Raw genomic sequence first — 18,724 nt, 5'->3', positions numbered from 1 at the left:
CCCCAAGAAATCCGTCCGCCCGGCCAAATTTTTTTTGAAACCATTTGCAAACGCCCGGGCCGGGGCGTAGGTTCCTTTATGAACACCCCCAGACTGCAACAGTCAGGCCCGGACAACGTTTGGGGCGATGCCATTCATCTCAACATCCTCGTGGTTTGTGAGGATGCCGCATGCGGCGCGCAGGCGCGGACGGTCATTGCTCGTATGCTGCCCCTGTTGCCAGTGGCGGCCGAGGCACACACCACCACCATGGAGTTTGCCGCGTTTGGGCTGCAGGCGGTGCTGGGACAACTGCAACCGCCGGACATCGTCATCGTCGCCGCGCATGGGCGCTCGCCGTTGCCGGAGACGGTGAAGCAGTGGCTTGAGTCATGGGCGGCAGGCAGCCACGGTCTAACCTGTGCCATGACGGCGGTGATTGACCGCCAAAATCAGGCCCACCCTGTGGCGGTGGAGATGATGTCCTATCTCAAAAGTCTGGCGCAACGGTCCCATGTGGACTGGTTGGAGGCCGGCAAGCCCGCCTTTGACGAAACCGGCCAATACCGCGAGCGATTGAGCAGCCAGGCCACCGCCGTCAGCTCGACCTTGACGGAAATTATCCGCACACCCCGTCCCCGCACCTGGGCCTGATTCAGGCGGTTCACCCGCCTTGTTTTCAGCCCGTCAGCATGTTCTGACGGAAGGGGCTGGCTGCAAATACAACCCTCCCCTCCCCGGCAGGCTCGATTAGTAAGCCTTACCTTGCGGTTGCCCCAAGGCCTCCACGTCCCGCCGGATTCTGGCGACATCTTCCGGGGCCAGCTCAATCTCGCCGGCGCGGGCGTTATCGGCCAATTGCTTCTCATTGCGAATGCCGCACAGGACATGCGTCACGCCCGGCTGCGCGGCTGTCCAGGCCACGACGAGCTGGGCCACCGTGCATTGGTATTTCTCCTGGAGGTCCTTCCAGCCGCCGAGCATGTCCAGCACCTTGCGCCGGTTGACCGGCAGGAACCACGGATTCCAAAACTGATTGTTGCGGAAATCCGTGTTGGGAAACTGGGTTTCCATGGTCACCTTGCCGGTGAGCAGTCCCTGCTCCAAGGACATGTAGGTCAAGGTGCCAATCTGGTTCTGGGCGCAATACGGCAGGATGTCTTTTTCCGCGTCGCGCCAGATCATGCTGTAACGGAATTGGTCCGTGGCAATCGGTCCGCAGGCACAGTACGACTTCAGCTCATCCAGCGTCACATTGCACACACCAATGTGCCGGATTTTCCCCTGATCACGCAGCTTCAACAAAAATTCCATGGTGACCTCTACCGGCGTGTAATCCGGCGGCACCGAGGGCCAGTGAACCTGGTACAAATCAATGCAGTCCACCTCCAGATTCTTCAGGCTGCGCTCGATCTCAATCTGCATGGTATCCGGGCGCAGACTCCGGCGCAGGGTGCGGCCATAAAACGGCGCAAAATACGAGCCCCGGTCATCATCCGTCCACAAGCCCACCTTGGTGGCAACGATCACCTTGTCGCGGCGGCCCTTGATGGCCTGGCCCACCACCCGCTCGCTGCGCCCCCAGCCATACGCCGGCGCGGTGTCAATCAGATTCAGCCCCCGGTCAATTGCCGCCTGCAGGGTGCGAATGGACTCACGGTCATCGGTATCCTGCCCAAACACCTCCCCCCCGCCCATCACCCAGGTGCCCACGCCGACAATGGCCGCATTCAAACCGCTCTTGCCTAAAGGACGATATTTCATAACTGGCTCCGTTGTTGTTGGTTGCTGTTTGTGTCGGCATTATGCCGCGCTCCTCTGCGCACGCCAGCCTTTTCCTAAGCCCCCGCCTGTGCTGGCCCGCTTGCCCATCCGCTGCTTTTTGCTTGAATCTTCCGGCAAAAAGCCGCGTCATGTTTCTTGTATGACACATCATTCAAGCCCTTGGAATCGCCGCCGTTTTCTGGCTGCCACCGCCGTTGCCGGCGTGGCCCCGCTCATTGTCCCCTCCCGTTTATTGGGAGCCAATGCGCCCTCCAATCGCATCACCCTGGGGGTGGTGGGATGGGGCATGCAGGGGCCGGGCAACACTTCCAACTTCATGAATCACGAAGATTGCCAGGTGGTGGCCGTATGCGATGTGGACCAGCGCCATCTGGAGCAGGCCCGGCAGGCCGTCAACAAACGCTACAACAATGAAGATTGCAAGGCGTACAAAGATTACCGCGAGCTGATCGCCCGCAAGGATATTGACGCCGTCATGCTCGCCGTGCCCGACAACTGGCACATGCTCACCGCCGTGGAGGCTGCCCGCCAGAAGAAGGACATCTACGGGGAGAAACCCTTGGCGCGCACCATCGCCGAGCAACAGGCCATCGTCAAAGCGGTGCGCTCCAACAAGCGCATCTGGCAGACCGGCTCCTGGCAGCGCTCGGAAAAAAATTTCCATTATGCCGCGGAAATCGTGCGCAATGGCCTGATTGGGCAGATAACGCGCGTGGAGGTGGGGCTGCCCAGCGGACACACCGACTTTGCCGGCACGCGGACCAAGACCGCCATCACCGATCCGCCGCCGGAGCTGGACTACAATATGTGGATTGGCCCCTCGCGCATGGAGCCGTACATCGAGGCGCGCGTGCATAAAAACTGGCGGTGGAATTACAATATCGGCGGCGGCCAGTTGCTGGACTGGATTGGGCATCATTGCGACATTGCCCACTGGGGACTCGGGAATGATGACACCATCGGGCCCCTGGAGGTGGAGGGGGAGGGAGAATTCCCGCCCGCCGATGCTATTTGGAACACCTGCACCCGCTATCGCGTCGAGTGCAAGTACCCCGGCGGCATCACCATGATCATTGCTGGCGGACACAAGGACATCCGCGGCGGCACCAAATGGATTGGCACCGAAGGCTGGGTCTGGGTCAATCGCGGCAATGCCTTTGAGTCTTCCAACCCCGCGTGGGGCGAGAGCCGCTCCCTGCCGGAGGCCCAGCGTAAAATCCAACTACCCTTTACCACCGGCAAAAGCCCGCACTACCGCAACTTTCTGGATTGCGTGAAGTCCCGCAAACCCACCGTCACCCCCGTGGAGGTGGCGCATCACTCCGCCATTCCCGGGCATCTCGGACTGATTGCCATGCTCGTCAAACGCAAGATTCGCTGGGATCCCAAGAAAGAGCAAATCGTGGGCGACCCCGAAGCAAGCAAGCTGCTCAGCCGCGAATATCGTGCGCCCTGGAAGATGGTTTGATGGGCCATCTTCCGCCAACCGCTCAAGCCCTGACATAAGCCACCATGAAAACTGCCCTGCCCCGCCACAACCGCCGGGAATTCCTCGGAGCCACCCTCGCCACCACCGCCCTGGGGGCCGTTGCCGGAGCGATGGCGGCAGACAACGCCGCCGCCCCTACGCCCCCTGCCGTGGTGCGGCCGCCCACCGGCAAAAAACTCCTGCTGGCCACCAAGCTCAGCATGATTGCCAAGGAGGCGGGCGGACGCAAATTAACGGTGGTGGAGCGGTTGCGCATGGCGGCGGAGGCCGGCTTTGACGGGGTGGACTTTGACGAAGCGGCCGGCTACACGCCGGAGCAGGTCCGCACCGCCGTGCTGGAATCGGGCGTGTTTGTGCACAATGCCATCAATCACGATCATTGGAACAAACGCCTGACCAGTCCCAAGGCCGAGGACCGTGCCCAGGCACGCGCCAATCTCGAGCATTGCCTGCGTGTCAGCCATGCCGCCGGGGGCAGCGGCGTGCTGATCGTGGTGGGCCGAGGCGAAGACGGCCCGGCCGAGGAAATCGAGGAGCGTTGCCGCCAGGAGATCCTGGCCGTCCTCCCCCTGGCCGCCGCCCTGGGACAGCATATTCTCGTGGAAAACGTCTGGAATCGGATGATGTACGACCACGACCGCGGCCCGGAGCAGACACCCGAGCGGTTCATTCGCTTTGTGGACAGCTTCCGCAGCCCCTGGGTGGGGATGTACTACGACGTCGGCAACCATTGGAAATATGGCCAGCCGGCGGAGTGGATCCGCGCGTTTGGCCATCGCTGCGTCAAACTGGATGTCAAGGGCTTCAGCCGCGCTAAGAACAAGTTCACCGACATCACCGGGCCGGAGGACGATTTACCCTGGGCCGAGGTGCGCAAAGCCCTTGCCGACATTCACTTCCACGGCTGGGCCACCTGTGAAGTGGGCGGCGGCACGGTGCCCCGCCTTACCCAGGTGCGCCAACAGATGCAAAAGGCCTTCGGTCTGGAAGGCTGATCCGACGGCCCGCCACCGGATCGGATGTTGAGCTCACGGACGGCCCCGGCACCCGCACCGGCACGGCTTCGTGCATGAAAAGGGAAATCCATTCCCGGGCCTCCGCCACGTCCGCCGCACTGCCTCCCCGCAATTCCATGCGGCCGCCGCTCGTGACCACCAGCTCCGCCTGCCCAAATCGGGCCAGCACGTTCACCGCTTCCTGACGCTGCCATTGCCACCAAATTTTTTTCATGGCCCCATCCTGACACAGGGGGTGGGACATCTGTTGTCCAGCCTCCGGCTGGTTTTACTGGAGCGTTTTCTCATGACTGACCCGGACGGTTGGGCTGAATGATGAATGATGCAGCCTCAACCCTTTAACTCCGTTCTCCTTGACCCACCCCTGAAATGTGTTAATTTAACACTCAATTGACCATCCCGACCGCGCATAATTTGACCGATGTCCCTCCGTCCTCCGGAGGCTACCTCTCCCGCCTCTATCGCTTAAATCTCAGCCTGGCCACCGACTTATACCAGTTGACCATGGCACAAGCCTATTGGCATGCTGGGCGCACCGGACAGGAGGCGGTGTTTGTCCTGTACTTTCGCAAAAACCCGTTCAACGGCGGCTATGGCGTGGCTGCCGGGCTGACGTGGGCATTGGATTTTCTGGAGCATTTTCATTTCAACGCGGAGGATCTCGCCTACCTCGCCACGCTGCGCGGCCATGACGATCGTCCCCTGTTTCGTCCCGAGTTTCTGGAATACCTGAGCCGGATGGAATTCACCTGTGACCTGGACGCCGTGCCCGAGGGCACCACCGTTTTCCCGTTCGAGCCGCTGGTGCGCGTGCGCGGGCCGATCATCCAGGCGCAAATCCTGGAAACCCCGCTGCTCAATCTGTTCAATTTTCAGACGCTCATTGCCACCAAGGCCGCGCGAATTGTCAGCGCCACCCGCGGCGAGCCGGTGCTCGAATTTGGCCTGCGGCGCGCCCAGGGCATGGACGGGGCCCTATCGGCCAGTTGGGCGGCGCATGTTGGCGGCTGTCATGCCACGTCCAATGTCCTGGCCGGTCGTCTGCTGGGCATCCCCGTTCGCGGCACCCATGCGCATAGTTGGGTGATGTCCTTCAGCAGCGAAATTGAGGCCTTCGAGGCCTACGCGGAGGCTCTGCCCAACAACGCCGTCTTTTTAGTGGACACCTATCACACCCTGGAGGGAGTCCGCCATGCCGTGGCGGTGGGCCGGAAGTTGCAGGCAAAAGGCTGGAAACTCGCCGGCATTCGTCTGGACTCCGGCGATCTGGCGTACCTCAGCCAGGAGGCCCGCAAGATTCTCGACGCGGCAGGCTTCACCGAGACGGCCATCTTGGCGAGCAACGATTTGGACGAGCATATCATCGAGAGTCTCAAGGACCAGGGCGCGGCCATCAACATGTGGGGAGTGGGCACCAAATTGGTCACCGCTTATGACCAGCCCGCCCTGGGTGGCGTGTACAAGCTGGCCATGATTCGGGACCCGGGCGGCCCCTGGCGGCATGTCATCAAACTCAGCGAGCAAAGCCTCAAAATTTCCACCCCGGGCATCCAGCAAGTCCGCCGTTTTGACAACGGCCGCGAATATGTGGGGGACATGATTTTTGACATCGAGCTGGGCGTGAAATCGCCTGCGGTGATCGTGGACCCCACCGATCCCACCCGTCGCAAAATCATGCCGCCGACACTGGCCACCCAGGACCTGCTCATCCCCGTCTTCCGCGAGGGCCGGCGCGTGTACACCCCGCCGCCCCTGCCCGAGATTCGCGAATACGCCGCCACGCAATTGCGCCGCTTTCATGCCGGCATCAAGCGTTTTGTCTATCCCCACCAATACCCGGTGGGATTGGAGGAATCCCTGCATGAATTGAAAACGAAGCTGATCCTGCAGGCCCGCGGATTGGCCCAGTCTCCTTGATGGCCCATGAGCACCAGCAAAACCGGTTCACCCGCCCGACGCTACCACTACGCCCATCCCCATCCCGCTGTCACCGTGGACACGGTCGTTTTTGGCTTCAACGGCCAGGCGCTACAAATCCTTCTGGTTCGTCGGGCCAATCCGCCTTATGCCGGTCACTGGGCTTTTCCGGGCGGGTTCGTGGACATGGAGGAATCGTTGGAAGCCAGCGCTTGCCGGGAACTGAAGGAAGAAACCGGCCTGACAGTGCAGCCGCAGGCGCTGCATCAATTGGGCGCGTTTGGACAACCCGGCCGCGACCCAAGAGAACGCGTTATCAGTGTGGTGTTTATTCACCTGACCGGAGCATCTGCCCAAGCGATCGAGGCCGGCAGCGACGCCGCCGAGGCCGCTTGGTTCGATGCCCTGCATCCCCCCGCCCTGGCGTTTGACCATGCCAAGATTTTGGCGGCAGCCCTGGCCTGGCTGCATGACCAGGCCCGCCTCGGTTTGACCCCGCTGGCGCTGCTCCCGCCGCTCTTCAAAGTGTCTCAGGTCCAGCATCTTTGCGAACTTTTGGCTGGTCGTCCGCTGGATAAACGAAATTTCCGCCGCCATCTGCTGCCCACCGGCTTATTTGTCCCCACCGGCAAGGAGGACCGCTCCTCCCAACGCCGGCCGGCGAGACTTTACCGCCTTTCCCATATCCAATGGAAAAAACTTCAGCGGGAGGGGTTTAAGCTAATCCGGTGATGCCCCACCGGCTTTTGGCGCTGAGGGGCCGAAAATTGCGCCAAAACCGCTTGACCACCCACGCAAGGAAGCGCATGTTCAATACGGCTGGATGGTTTAACCCTAATGGTACCTGGGCTTATGGCAGCAACAAAACCAGCACGCAAGCGGGTCTGTTTCACCTACGAAGCGCCCACCGCGGGGCATGTCGCCCTGGCCGGTGATTTCACCAGTTGGGAGCTGAATCCCAAGCCCATGAAAAAGGGCAAGGATGGCTGCTGGAAACTTTGTGTGAATCTGGCGCCGGGGCGTTACGAGTACAAGTTTGTGGTGGATGGACAATGGCTGCCAGACCCGGCAGCCACCGAATGCGCCCCGGACCCTTACGGCGGGGTAAACAGCGTTCGGGTGGTCACGTAACCGGGCCACGCCTCCTCGCGGTCCCGCCCCGCCAGAGCACGCTTCCCAGCCACGCAACTAGATGGAACTGCTTCCTAGTTGGGCCGTGCGGTAGGCGGCCAACACCGCCGCCGCCACCACGGCAAAGGCTTCAATGGTGGGCTGCACGGCGGCATCAAAACGCACAATGGCTCCAGTTTTGGGATCGCGGGCATTGATGAGTTGCAGCACCCCAATCACCTGCTGCCGTTCATTTTTCAAAGGCACCGTTAGAAATGACTTGCTCCGATAGCCCGTATTGGCGTCAAAACGCCGAGTGCCCGAAAAATCAAACCGGCCCGCCGAGTAGGCGTCCTCAATGTTGACCGTCTGCCCGGTCAACGCCGCGTGATTGGCCACGTATTGATGGTTGGGTTTGCCATCCTCTCCATACAACTTGAGCGGTGGGAAGGTGATGGGCTTGCCCGTGCTGCCCCCCATGTTGATGTCCAACATGTCATTGCGCACCAGCAGAAAACGCAGCGTTTGATCCAGCCCCCGCATGTAAATGGTGCCGCCCTCGCAATCGGTGATGCGCATCGCCTCTTTAAGAATCATTTCCATCACCTGCAAGGGGTCCTTCTCTTTGACCATGCCCACGCCCAAATCAATCAGACTGGCCGCCAGGCGCTCGGCCTCCTGCTTGGCGCGGGCGGTGAGATCCAGATTCAGCGCCAGCAACTGCCAGTGCTGTTTGATGGCCAGACATCCCTTTAAGCGGGCTTTCAGCCGCGCTTCATCCACCGGCCAGGCCAGCGCCTCGGCGGCCCCAAGTTGCAGACAACTATTAAGGGCGGAGGCATCCGCACTTTCGCTGATCACAATCACCGGCACATGCCATGCCGTCTCGCTGTCCCGCAGAGCGCACAAGGCCGCAAACTCGGCCTCGCCCGGCGCATGCACCCCCAGGACGAGCGCGTCTCCACTGGTGATGCGCGCCTGCGCCTCGCCCAGCGATGGGGGAAACAACACGCGATATCCCGCCGTCACCAGCATCCGGGTCAGTTCCTCCCGGTGGGCAAACTGATGCGCCACCAACAACAGCGTGGCCTCGGGGGCTGCCTCAAGTTCCTTGGCCGTTTCCGGTCCGGTTTCGGCGGTGGTCATAAATGAAATGGGTTTATGGATGACTGGCGCGCTGTCCTGTGACGTTACTTTGCCCCATTTGCCCGGGGCCGTCAATACATGCACCGCGTCTTGAAAGGCCGCCGGGCCGCCCCTTGCATGGCCGGCCTCAAACTCCACCAGCGCCCGGCGCTGACGCCGGCCTACTGGCCCGCCGCCATATCCAGGTCAGGAAAGCCACCACGCCCACCGCCAGCATCCCCGGCAGCAGGGGTGGCAGATGATGCGCCGCGGCGCCGCCCAGGAGCAGAATAAGCACCACCCCGTAGAGGTGAAGATAGGCTTGAATAGACCAATCCAACCAGCGCGGACGTTGCTGCCACGCCTCAAAGGCAGCCCAGCTCCAGAGAGTTTCAACAGCCCAAAGAGCCAGATAAAGATAGGTCAGGTAAATGGCCGCGCCGGTTTGCCAGGGCAAATACTCGGCGGTGCGCAATTCCATGGCAACTTTTGCCATCTCGTGGCTCCAGTTGTGGAAGTTATCAAAGGCAATGAAGGCGTGAATGGCGAGGGCCACGCAACCGCCGGTGAAAAAGCCCCTGGCCCGGCGCCACTCGCTTCCCCGCGGCGGAGCAGCCCGGCGGGTGGCCCAACCGGCCCAACCCAGCCAGACCGCCAGCCAAAGTGCGCCGACCATCAGGCTGACCCCCACATTGATCACGGCCAGGAGCATGGCGGGCACAGACTAATTGCTGCTCTCCGCCGCCTCCTGGCGGGCGGCCTTGCGCAGGACGGATTGAATGGCCATCTGCAGCTCGTGCATTTGAAACGGCTTCCACAGCATCAAGCCGCCCACGCGCCGGATGAAAGCGTCAATCTTGGGGTCTCCCTTGTGGCCGGTGATAAAAATAAACCGCCGGCAGAGGCGGGGCTTGGTGCGCTCCACCGCCAGATAAAACATGTCTCCCGGCAGATGGGGCATAACCATGTCGCAGATGACCAAATCGAAGTCATCGGCCATGATCTTTTTCAGCCCTTCCACCCCGGATTTCACCGCATGCACCTGCCAGTTCTGCGACTGCAGGTATTCGGTGATAACATGCACAAACTCCTCATCATCATCCAGCAGGAGACACTTCTTCGGCAGGTCCAGTTCCCCAATGTCGTGGGTCTTCTCCTCAAGGGGGGCAAACCATTTTTTTTGCGCCATAGTCTGATTCCGTCCACCCCGGCCAACGGGTGATGTTTGGGTGGCAGGCTGGTGCGCGAGGCGGGAGTCGAACCCACAACCTACGGCTCCGGAGGCCGTCACTCTATCCAGTTGAGCTACTCGCGCAACCGCCGCTGCGGCCAAACCTAAACCGGACATGCGCCGCAACGCAAGGAAGAAAGCAAGCCCGCCCACCCCCCAAGCAAGGGCTGCGTCGCCGCAGCCGAATCCCCCGCAGCCGTCTGTTGAAGCCCCCTAACTGCGCTTGGAGTGTTTCTTGACTTGCAGGAGCGCCGCCGATCGGGCCAGGGCAGCCTGGGCTGCGGCCAGCTCCTCCTGGGTCAATTTTTCCTGCAGGCGCGCCTCGGCACGGCGGCGGGCCTCCTCCGCCTTGGCTTCGTCAATGTCATTGGCCTTGATGGCCATGTCGGTGAGGACGGAAACATGGTCGGCGGTGATTTCCACAAAGCCATCCCCCACCGCCAGCAGGTATTCTTCCGCCCCTTTGCGCACCACAATTTCGCCCGCCACAATCTGGGTCATCAGAGGCACGTGCATGGGGTACACGCCCATTTCCCCCTCCACGCCGGGGAGGGTCACGTAATCCACCATTTCGGAGGTGGTGACCCCCTCCGGGGTGACGATTTCCAGTTTCAATTGTGAGGCCATGGTGGAATCGTTGCGCCCGCACGGGGCGTCCGGTTATTCGCGCACTTCGTCAATGCCGCCCTTCATGTAGAAATTGCCTTCGGGCACATCATCATGCTTGCCTTCCAGGATTTCCTTGAAACCGCGCACCGTTTCGGCCACCGGCACGGTTTTGCCCTCCCGGCCGGTGAACACACTGGCCACGTTGAACGGCTGGCTCAAGAACCGCTGGATTTTGCGGGCGCGGAACACGGTGAGCTTGTCCTCCGGCGACAGCTCGTCCATGCCCAGGATGGCGATGATGTCCTGCAAATCCTTGTAGCGCTGCAGCACCCGTTGCACGCCGCGGGCCACGTCGTAATGCTCCTGCCCCACAATTTCCGGCGCCAGCGCGCGTGAGGTGGAAGCCAGCGGGTCCACGGCGGGGTAAATGCCCAGCTCGGCAATGGAGCGCTCCAGCACCACCGTGGCATCAAGGTGCGCAAAGGTGGTGGCCGGGGCGGGATCGGTCAGGTCGTCCGCCGGCACATACACCGCCTGGAAGGAGGTGATGGAGCCTTTCTTGGTGGAGGTGATGCGCTCCTGCAAGTCGCCCATTTCCGCCGCCAGCGTGGGTTGATAACCCACGGCGCTGGGGGTGCGGCCCAGCAGGGCGGATACCTCGGAGCCGGCCTGGGAGAAGCGGAAAATGTTGTCCACGAACAGCAGCACGTCCTGGTTCTTTTCGTCGCGGAAATATTCCGTAATGGCCAGACCGCTGAGGGCCACGCGCAAACGCGCCCCCGGCGGCTCATTCATCTGGCCGTACACCAGGGCGATTTTGGACTTGGCCAGATCCTGCTGATTGATCACGCCAGCTTCGGACATTTCGTGATACAAGTCATTGCCCTCGCGGGTGCGCTCGCCCACGCCGGCAAACACCGACACACCGCCGTGCATTTTGGCGATGTTGTTGATCAGCTCCATGATGACCACGGTCTTGCCCACGCCCGCGCCGCCAAACGCACCCACCTTGCCGCCTTTGAGGAAGGGGCAGATCAAATCAATCACCTTGATGCCCGTGGTCAGGATTTGCGGACTGGTGGATTGCTCGGTCAGCGAGGGAGCCGGCCGGTGAATGGGGTACCGCTTCCGGGCATGCACCGGACCGCGCTCGTCCACCGGCTCGCCCACCACGTTGAACACACGTCCCATGACCTCGTCGCCCACCGGCATGGAGATGGGGCCGCCGGTATCCACCACTTCCAGGTTGCGTTTCAATCCCTCGGTGCTGCCCATGGCCACCGTCCGCACCCATTTGCCGCCCAGATGCTGCTGGACTTCAAGGGTCAGTTTCTGCGGCTGGCCCCACACAGTGAACTCCACCGTCAGGGCATGGTAGATGCCGGGCAACTGGTCGGGGAACTCCACGTCCACCACCGGGCCGATGATTTGTACGATTCTGCCTTTGTTCATGCGGTTCTAAATCAGGTTGCGTGGCGTCGCCATCAAGGTTATTCGAGCGCCATGGTGGCAGAGGCAATCTCCAACAACTCCTTGGTGATGCCCGCCTGGCGCATTTTGTTGTACTGCAGCGTGAGCGTGCGGATGAGCTGGTTGGCGTTGTCCGTGGCGTTCTTCATGGCCACCATTCGCGCGCTGTGCTCGCTGGCTTTGGCTTCCAACAGGTATTGATAGAGCTGGAAATTCAGGTAATGCGGCAGCAATGCCTGAAACACCTGCTCCGCCGAAGGCTCAAATAAAAACTCGGAGCTGCCGGCCGGCAGCGGAGCCCCGGCGGTGTTTTCGCCCGCAAAATCGGCCGATACCGCCTCCAGCCGGCCCACCGGCAGCAGGGTGCGCACCTCCGGGCGTTGGTTGAGGGTGGAGATGAAATTGGTGTACAACACCTGCACCTCATCCACCTCCTCCTCGGTGAACAGGTCACAGGCAAACTTGCAAATGGCGCGCGCCTCGCTGAATTGCGGCGTGTCCTTGTAGCTGAACTCGGCCGCCAGTTGCCGCCGGGTGCGGGCGACAAATTGCGAGCCCTTGCGCCCGGCGGTGATGAAAACGGTGGTGGCCGGATCAAATTTGAGGCTCTCGCGCAGCAGGTTGCTGTTCAGCGCGCCGCACAGGCCCTTGTCGCTGGTGATGAGGATCACCGCCCGCTTCTCCACCGGCCGCGTCTGCATCAAGGGATGCTGGTAGTCCCCGGCGTGGTGGGAAACCTCGGCCATGACCCGGTTGAGCAAAGCCGCATACGGCCGCCCGGCGAGGGCCGCCTGCTGCGCTTTGCGCATCTTGGCCGCCGCCACCATCTGCATGGCCTTGGTGATCTGGGCCGTGCTTTTGACCGACTTGATGCGGCGGCGTATGTCGCGCGTGCTGGGCATGGGGCAGGTTCAGGTTATTAATAGGTCTGCTTGAACTCCGTCACCGCCGCCTTGAGCTGGTTGACCAGCAGATCGCTCAGGGCCTTCTCCCGTTCCAACTGCGCCATGAGGTCCGCCTTGCGATTGACCAGGAAATCCGTCAACTTCGCCTGGAAATCCTTGATTCTATCCACCGGCACATCGTCCATGAAACCGTTCTGGACCGTCCACAGCACCGCCACCTGAATCTCCACCGGGATCGGGTTGAACTGCTGCTGTTTGAACACCTCGACAATCCGTTTGCCACGCTCCAGTTGGGCCAGCGTTTTGGCGTCCAGGTCGCTGCCAAACTGGGCAAACGCCGCCAGCTCGCGGAATTGCGCCAGCTCGCCTTTGATGCGGCCGGCCACCTGTTTCATGGCCTTGACCTGCGCCGCCGAGCCGACCCGCGACACCGAGATGCCCACCGAGATGGCCGGACGCACGCCCTGGTAGAACAAATCGGTCTCCAGGAAAATCTGGCCGTCGGTGATGGAAATCACGTTGGTGGGAATGTAGGCCGATACGTCGCCAGCCTGGGTTTCAATGATGGGCAGCGCGGTCAGCGATCCGTTGCCACTCTTCTCGTTTAATCGCGCCGCTCGCTCCAGCAGGCGGCTGTGCAGATAGAACACGTCGCCCGGATACGCCTCGCGCCCGGAGGGCCGGCGGAGCACCAGGGACACCTGACGGTAGGCCACGGCATGCTTGGACAAATCATCATAAATGATCAGGGCGTCCATGCCGTTGTCCATGAACCATTCGCCCATGGCCGCGCCCGCAAAGGGGGCGAGGTATTGCATGGTGGCACTGTCCGAGGCCGAAGCCACCACCACAATGGTGTAAGGCATGGCCTGGTATTGCTCGAGCACGCTGATGACCCGGGCGATGTTGGACTGCTTCTGCCCGATGGCCACGTAGATGCTGTACAACGGCCGGTACGTCTTGTCGCCGCGTTGCTCGGCCTCGCGGTTGAGGCGGGCATTGTTGATGATGGTGTCAATGCAAATCGTGGTCTTGCCCGTCGAACGGTCGCCAATGATCAATTCGCGCTGGCCGCGGCCAATGGGAATCATGGCGTCCACCGCCATGATGCCCGTCTGCACCGGCTGGTTGACGGAACGGCGTTTAATGATGCCCGGGGCGATCTTTTCCACCGGGTAGGCCCCGGAGGCTTTAATGGGGCCCTTGCCATCCATCGGCTCGCCCAGGGCATTAACCACCCGGCCCAGCAGGCCCATGCCCACCGGCACCTGCAGCAGCTTGCCCGTGGTGCGCACCTCCTGGCCCTCCTTGACCTTGAGGTAATCGCCCAGAATGATGGCGCCCACCTCGGTCTCCTCCAAGTTCAGCGCCAGCCCGGTGACCCCGTCGCCGAAATCCAACATCTCGTTTAACATGGCGTCGTCCAGGCCTTCGATCTTGGCCACGCCATCGCCGATTTCGCGCACAATGCCCACATTGCGGCGGGACACCGTGCTTTTGATGCCCGTAATCTGGGCTTCAATTTCCTGCAGAATGTTGCTCATAGCCTGATCTGTAAATGCTCCTTAACTGGTCAGCCGCTCTTCCAGTTCCGCCAGGCGGCTGTGTACACTGCCGTCCCAAACCTCGCTCCCCACCTGCACGCGCAGGCCCCCCAGCAGCGCGGGATTTTCCACAAATTCAAACCGCAGTCCCGGTCCATGACGCCGGGTCAACCCGCTCTGGACCCCCTGCCGCAACGGCGCTGGCAGCGGTACGGCGCTTTCGACCCGGGCGGTGCGACGCTGGATCTCCAGCCGCAACAGCCGCTGGAAATGATGTAATATGCCCAGGTATCCGCGGGGTCGGCGCGCAGTCACCTCGGCCACCACCTGCCGCGCCCGGGCTTCGTCCAGAACCCCGTTGACCTTGCACAGGGCAAAAAGCTTTTTGGCTTCGCGCCGAGCCTGTTTGGTCACTTTCACGTGTTCACCTCAGTTGCCGATGTTGGGGCCGGCAGCAGTCCTAGGCCGCCAGCTCGCGGTTGGTTTCCTCCACCAGGCGTTTCTGATCCTCCGGGGTGAGAATCTTGCCGGTGACCTGCATGGCCGCCTGCACCGCCAGCCGCCCGATTTCGCGCTTCAACTCGGCCCGCAGGCGGGCCATTTCCGCGGCGTTGGCCTCGTTGGCCTTGGCGATGATTTGATTGGCGGCGGCGATGGCCTTCTGAGTTTCGGTCTCCAGCACTTTGGCCGCCGCCGCGCGGGCTTCCTCGATGGCCCGGTTGGCCTGGGCATTGGCCTGGGCCAGGATCTCCTGCCGCGCCTGCTCGGTTTTGGCCAGCTCTTCCTTGATTTTCTCGGCGTTGGCCAGGCTCTCGGCAATGCGTTGCTTGCGCTCCTCCAACATCTTGAGCACCGGCTTGTAAGCGAAACGGTGCAGGAGGAAGGCCACTATGGCAAAACTGATGCATTGCGCGATGAAGTGCGGCCAGTCCAGCCCGAAGGTCAGGGCCGTTTCACGGGCGGTGTCCTGCAAGGTGCCCGCGGCCAACAAGAGCATGCTGTTCATACAAGGTGGTTGCGAAAAAAGGGGCGGGCGCCAGGGGCCAGGCCCCCGGCGCCGCTGGATTATTTCGCCAGGAAGATCGCGAAAAACACGATCCCTTCGGCAAAGGCGGTGCTCAGAATGGCCTGCACCAGGATTTTGGTGGAAGCGCCCGGATTGCGCCCCACGGCTTCCGAGGCTTTCATGCCAATGAAGCCCACGCCCAGGGCTGCGCCCAGGCAGGCCAGCCCAATGTGCAGGTTGCCCGTCATGCCCGCCGTTTTTACGGCTTCGGCCACCGGTTCGGCCGCCGCAAGGATTGGCGTCAACATAGGTTGTCCTTTCGTTGTTTCCGGCGGCCCCCGCGCTCCCGGCACGGTCCAGCCGCCGAAAGTGTCCGTGGCGCCTCAGCGCCTCAATGATGTCCTTTCTCGTGTCCTTCTTCGTGGGTGCAAATCAACAGGGTGAAGACGGCGGTCAACAACATGAACACCAGCGCCTGCACCAGGCCCACCAGGACCTCGAGAAAATAAAAGGGAATTGGAATGAGCCAGCTCAACGCCGGCACCAACCGGGCCATGCTTTCCAGCATGTTTTCCCCGGCAAAAATGTTGCCATACAGACGAAAACTCAGGGATACCGGCCGGAAAAGAATGGAGACCACCTCCAGCACCCCCACCAGGAGGAACACCAGAATCATCAGTACCTTCAAAGCGCCGGTGGTGTCGCCCTTGGGCCCGAAAAGATGCAGCAGAAAACCTTTGGCCCCGTTGGCTTGAAAAGCCCAAACGGTCCACATGACAAAGAAAATCATCGCCATCGCGGCGGTCATGTTCAAATCCGCATTCACCCCGCGGAACAACGGCCGGGCAATGTGCCCCGGATGTTCCGGATCATACCAGCCGATGGTGCCCACCCCCGGAATCAACCCAAACCAGTTGCTGAACAAAATGAAGATGAAGATCGTGGCAAAGAACCAGAAGGTCTTTTTCACCAGCTCCGGCCCGATGATGCTTTCCAGAAAATCATGCAGGCTTTCCACCAGCCACTCCACAAAGTTCTGCTTGCCGGACGGCACCAACTCCATGCGGCGCGTGGCCACCCGCGCAAAAAGAATCACCGTAAGGGCCACAATCCACGTGACCACCATCGAGTTGGACACCTTAAGCGGCCCCAGGGAGAAGATGTCCGGTGCGGCCTCCGGCAGCCCTTGGGCGGCCAACAGCCAGGGCGCCGGGGACACCGCGGTGCCGGTGGCGTGGGCGCTGCCGGCCAGCGCCAGCCCGGTTAGCATCACGCAATATATTAACCAACGCATGATTCCCAAATTACCTGTCCGCCCCGCGCCACCAACGCGGACGAGGCGGCTTTTCGCAATCGTCCAGAGACCGCAGAAATTGTCCTATGCTGGCCAATTCCACAAGTGTTTTTTTAGCGGAATTGACACGGCCCGCCGGGGCGGGCTAAATGCCGCAGATGTCGGAAATCATCGCCTCCAGTCTGGTGCTGGGATTGTCCGCCGGCTTTGCCCCTGGGCCGCTGATGACCCTGGTATTGATGCAATCTCTCCGGCACGGTGTCAAAGAGGGGCTTAAAACGTCGCTGGTGCCGCTGATTACCGACCTGCCCGTGATTGTTCTTTCCCTCTGGTTTGCCAGCCAGGCCGCCCAGCTCCGCCCCCTGCTGGGCCTTATTTCCCTGGCCGGAGGGGTGTTTGTGCTGCGCCTGGCCTGGCAAAACTTGCGCCCCATGCTGCCGGAGGACACCACGTCTCAAGAATCGCCGCGTTCCTGGCAAAAGGGATTGATCACCAACTTTTTGAGCCCCAATCCGTGGCTGTTCTGGTTCACAGTGGGCGCGGCCACCCTGCTCAAAGCCCGCCAGGTGGGCTGGGACGCCGTGGCCGTGTTCTTTGGCATTTTTTATGTGCTCCTCTGCGGCATCAAAGCCCTCATGGCCGTCATCGCCGGCAAAGGCCGGGCCTTCCTGCGGGGGCGCGCCTATCGGCTTATTTTGCAAACGCTGGGCCTGGCGCTGGCAGCCTTTGCTCTCTCCCTTTTTTGGGAGGCGTGGAAGTATCTGGGCGGCACCGGTTCCTGAAAGTAGGCTCACTGCTGGTGTCGCCAACCGGCCTCAATTTGTTCGAGGGTCTTGCCCTTGGTTTCCGGCACCCACCATAAGACAAACAGCACCTCCACCACACAAAAGGCGCCGTACAATAAAAACGGAAAGGCCTGCCGGAAATGCGCCTTGAGCCAGTCGTTGTCCGCCATCATGGGGTAGGTCTGGGTCACCAGATAGTCCCCCAGCCAGAGGCAGAATGTCGCCAGTCCCAACGCCCGGCCCCGGACGCGGGTGGGGAAGATTTCCGCCAGAATCACCCACGTCACCGGCCCCAGACTCAGGGCAAAACAGGCAATGTAACCCAGGATGAGAATCACCTTCAAAAGTCCCTGATTGCCGCCGCCCGTGCCCGAGGCAAAATAAAGGCCGAACAAACACAGGCCCATGCCCACACAGCCGGCCACCATCAGCGGTTTGCGCCCCAGCCGGTCCACCGTCGCAATGGCCACCAGGGTGAAAAGAAAATTTACCCCGCCCAGCAGGACATGCTGAATCAAGGCGGTCTGCGTGGAGCTGCCCATGCTTTTGAAGATTTCCGCGCCAAAATAAATGAACGCATTGATGCCGGTGAATTGCTGCAAAAAGGCCAGCACAATGCCGATCACCAGCGCCCGCCGCAGCCCCGGTTTGAGCAACTGCCCCAGGCCCGGCTCCTCTTCTTGCAGGGCGGCATGAATGGCCTCCAATTCCACGGCGGCAGCCGCCCGGCCGTTGACGCGCTCCAAAGTGGCCCGCGCCTCCTCGGGCCGGTTTTGCTTGACCAGCCAGCGCGGGCTTTCCGGCACCCAAAGCAACAACACCAGGAACAACACCGACGGCAGCAGACAGGAGGCAAACATCCAGCGCCAGCCATACTCCTGATTCCAGGCGGCATCCCCCAGGCTGGCAATGAACCAGTTGGCGAAATAGACCACAAAAATGCCGGTCACGATGGCCAGTTGATTCAGCGAGATCAGCCGCCCGCGCCAGTCCGCTGGCGCAATCTCCGCAATGTACATGGGGGCCGCCATGGAGGCCGCGCCCACCGCCACGCCCGCCAGCAAACGAAAGGCAATGAACACCGACAAACTCTGCGGCAGGGCCGTCCCCACGGAAGACAGGCCAAACAACAACCCCGAGGCCACCAACAAGCGCTTGCGGCCCAGCCGATCGGCCACCGGCCCCGCCAGGAGCACCCCCACCATGCAGCCCACCAGAATGCTGGCAGCCGTCCAGCCCTCCTGCACGGGGTCCAGGGCAAACTTCACCCGCATGAAGCCAATGGCGCCACCAATCACGCCGGTGTCGTAACCGAACAACAACCCGGACAATGCGGCAACGCAACAAACAAGCAGTACATACCCGCGGGAATGCGATACGGATGTGGTGGGCGCCATAAGATTACGGCCCGCATTGAAGCCGGAGCCTCCCGCCAACGCAATGACAAAAAAAGCCCGCC

At 61.5% G+C, this 18,724-nt stretch carries 21 protein-coding genes and 1 tRNA gene; 7 read left to right on the top strand and 15 right to left on the bottom strand.

Features of this window, described 5'->3' with window-relative positions:
* Positions 1-78 precede the first annotated feature (78 nt).
* Positions 79-633 carry a hypothetical protein gene (locus tag N3J91_01890; GenBank protein ID MCX8155197.1) on the top strand — a complete coding sequence of 185 codons (555 nt, stop codon included), beginning with the start codon at positions 79-81 and terminating at the stop codon, positions 631-633.
* A gap of 96 nt (positions 634-729) precedes the next feature.
* On the opposite strand, the gene N3J91_01885 is transcribed toward N3J91_01890, so the two are convergent.
* Entirely contained in the window at positions 730-1,743 is a 1,014-nt protein-coding gene (locus N3J91_01885) for an aldo/keto reductase (GenBank protein MCX8155196.1), read from the bottom strand.
* A gap of 160 nt (positions 1,744-1,903) precedes the next feature.
* On the opposite strand from N3J91_01885, the gene N3J91_01880 reads away from it, so the two are divergent.
* Entirely contained in the window at positions 1,904-3,232 is a 1,329-nt protein-coding gene (locus N3J91_01880; GenBank protein MCX8155195.1) for a Gfo/Idh/MocA family oxidoreductase, read from the top strand.
* A 44-nt stretch (positions 3,233-3,276) separates the two neighbouring features.
* Positions 3,277-4,248, top strand: coding sequence for a sugar phosphate isomerase/epimerase (locus tag N3J91_01875; GenBank protein MCX8155194.1), 972 nt, complete (start codon positions 3,277-3,279; stop codon positions 4,246-4,248).
* Here the strand turns inward: N3J91_01875 and N3J91_01870 are convergent.
* Positions 4,199-4,483: a hypothetical protein gene (locus N3J91_01870; protein ID MCX8155193.1), complete on the bottom strand. Its 285-nt coding sequence runs from the start codon at positions 4,481-4,483 to the stop codon at positions 4,199-4,201. The genes N3J91_01875 and N3J91_01870 overlap by 50 nt on opposite strands.
* 200 nt (positions 4,484-4,683) lie before the next feature.
* Between N3J91_01870 and N3J91_01865 the strand changes: the two genes are divergently transcribed.
* From N3J91_01865 to N3J91_01855, 3 genes are all read left to right on the top strand, one after another.
* Positions 4,684-6,186 (top strand): nicotinate phosphoribosyltransferase, encoded by a 1,503-nt coding sequence (locus N3J91_01865; GenBank protein ID MCX8155192.1) that lies wholly within the window; start codon positions 4,684-4,686, stop codon positions 6,184-6,186.
* A 6-nt stretch (positions 6,187-6,192) separates the two neighbouring features.
* Entirely contained in the window at positions 6,193-6,918 is a 726-nt protein-coding gene (locus tag N3J91_01860) for an NUDIX hydrolase (protein ID MCX8155191.1), read from the top strand.
* A gap of 120 nt (positions 6,919-7,038) precedes the next feature.
* Positions 7,039-7,317, top strand: coding sequence for a glycogen-binding domain-containing protein (locus N3J91_01855; protein ID MCX8155190.1), 279 nt, complete (start codon positions 7,039-7,041; stop codon positions 7,315-7,317).
* A gap of 57 nt (positions 7,318-7,374) precedes the next feature.
* On the opposite strand, the gene N3J91_01850 is transcribed toward N3J91_01855, so the two are convergent.
* The 12 genes from N3J91_01850 to atpB all read right to left on the bottom strand — a co-directional run bounded on the left by N3J91_01850 (position 7,375) and on the right by atpB (position 16,480).
* On the bottom strand, positions 7,375-8,442 hold the full coding sequence (locus N3J91_01850) for a GAF domain-containing protein (GenBank protein ID MCX8155189.1): 1,068 nt from the start codon (positions 8,440-8,442) through the stop codon (positions 7,375-7,377).
* Positions 8,443-8,569: 127 nt separating this feature from the next.
* A complete protein-coding gene (locus tag N3J91_01845; GenBank protein ID MCX8155188.1) occupies positions 8,570-9,142 on the bottom strand; it encodes a hypothetical protein in 573 nt (190 codons plus the stop codon).
* A 3-nt stretch (positions 9,143-9,145) separates the two neighbouring features.
* Positions 9,146-9,610, bottom strand: a complete 465-nt coding sequence (locus N3J91_01840; protein MCX8155187.1) for a response regulator — start codon at positions 9,608-9,610, stop codon at positions 9,146-9,148.
* 49 nt (positions 9,611-9,659) lie between these two features.
* A tRNA-Arg gene (locus tag N3J91_01835) sits at positions 9,660-9,736 on the bottom strand.
* Positions 9,737-9,865: 129 nt separating this feature from the next.
* On the bottom strand, positions 9,866-10,279 hold the full coding sequence (locus N3J91_01830) for a F0F1 ATP synthase subunit epsilon (GenBank protein ID MCX8155186.1): 414 nt from the start codon (positions 10,277-10,279) through the stop codon (positions 9,866-9,868).
* A gap of 33 nt (positions 10,280-10,312) precedes the next feature.
* A complete protein-coding gene (gene atpD / locus N3J91_01825) occupies positions 10,313-11,713 on the bottom strand; it encodes a F0F1 ATP synthase subunit beta (GenBank protein ID MCX8155185.1) in 1,401 nt (466 codons plus the stop codon).
* A gap of 38 nt (positions 11,714-11,751) precedes the next feature.
* Complete coding sequence (atpG, locus tag N3J91_01820; protein MCX8155184.1) at positions 11,752-12,633, bottom strand: ATP synthase F1 subunit gamma; 882 nt, start codon at positions 12,631-12,633, stop codon at positions 11,752-11,754.
* A 17-nt stretch (positions 12,634-12,650) separates the two neighbouring features.
* Positions 12,651-14,180 (bottom strand): F0F1 ATP synthase subunit alpha, encoded by a 1,530-nt coding sequence (atpA, locus tag N3J91_01815; GenBank protein MCX8155183.1) that lies wholly within the window; start codon positions 14,178-14,180, stop codon positions 12,651-12,653.
* 21 nt (positions 14,181-14,201) lie between these two features.
* On the bottom strand, positions 14,202-14,600 hold the full coding sequence (locus N3J91_01810) for a F0F1 ATP synthase subunit delta (protein MCX8155182.1): 399 nt from the start codon (positions 14,598-14,600) through the stop codon (positions 14,202-14,204).
* Between the two features lie 40 nt (positions 14,601-14,640).
* Positions 14,641-15,186 (bottom strand): F0F1 ATP synthase subunit B, encoded by a 546-nt coding sequence (atpF, locus tag N3J91_01805; GenBank protein MCX8155181.1) that lies wholly within the window; start codon positions 15,184-15,186, stop codon positions 14,641-14,643.
* Between the two features lie 59 nt (positions 15,187-15,245).
* Positions 15,246-15,494: an ATP synthase F0 subunit C gene (locus N3J91_01800; GenBank protein MCX8155180.1), complete on the bottom strand. Its 249-nt coding sequence runs from the start codon at positions 15,492-15,494 to the stop codon at positions 15,246-15,248.
* An 83-nt stretch (positions 15,495-15,577) separates the two neighbouring features.
* A complete protein-coding gene (gene atpB / locus N3J91_01795) occupies positions 15,578-16,480 on the bottom strand; it encodes a F0F1 ATP synthase subunit A (GenBank protein MCX8155179.1) in 903 nt (300 codons plus the stop codon).
* Positions 16,481-16,638: 158 nt separating this feature from the next.
* Between atpB and N3J91_01790 the strand changes: the two genes are divergently transcribed.
* A complete protein-coding gene (locus tag N3J91_01790; GenBank protein MCX8155178.1) occupies positions 16,639-17,262 on the top strand; it encodes a LysE family translocator in 624 nt (207 codons plus the stop codon).
* A gap of 8 nt (positions 17,263-17,270) precedes the next feature.
* Here N3J91_01790 and N3J91_01785 read toward each other — a convergent pair whose 3' ends face one another.
* On the bottom strand, positions 17,271-18,662 hold the full coding sequence (locus N3J91_01785) for a sugar porter family MFS transporter (GenBank protein ID MCX8155177.1): 1,392 nt from the start codon (positions 18,660-18,662) through the stop codon (positions 17,271-17,273).
* Positions 18,663-18,724 lie beyond the last annotated feature (62 nt).

The sequence above is a fragment of the Verrucomicrobiia bacterium genome (assembly GCA_026414565.1).
Classification (GTDB): domain Bacteria; phylum Verrucomicrobiota; class Verrucomicrobiia; order Limisphaerales; family Fontisphaeraceae; genus Fontisphaera.
The sequence above is the reverse complement of the archived record's forward strand: the minus strand, read 5'-3'. Positions and strand labels throughout refer to the sequence as shown.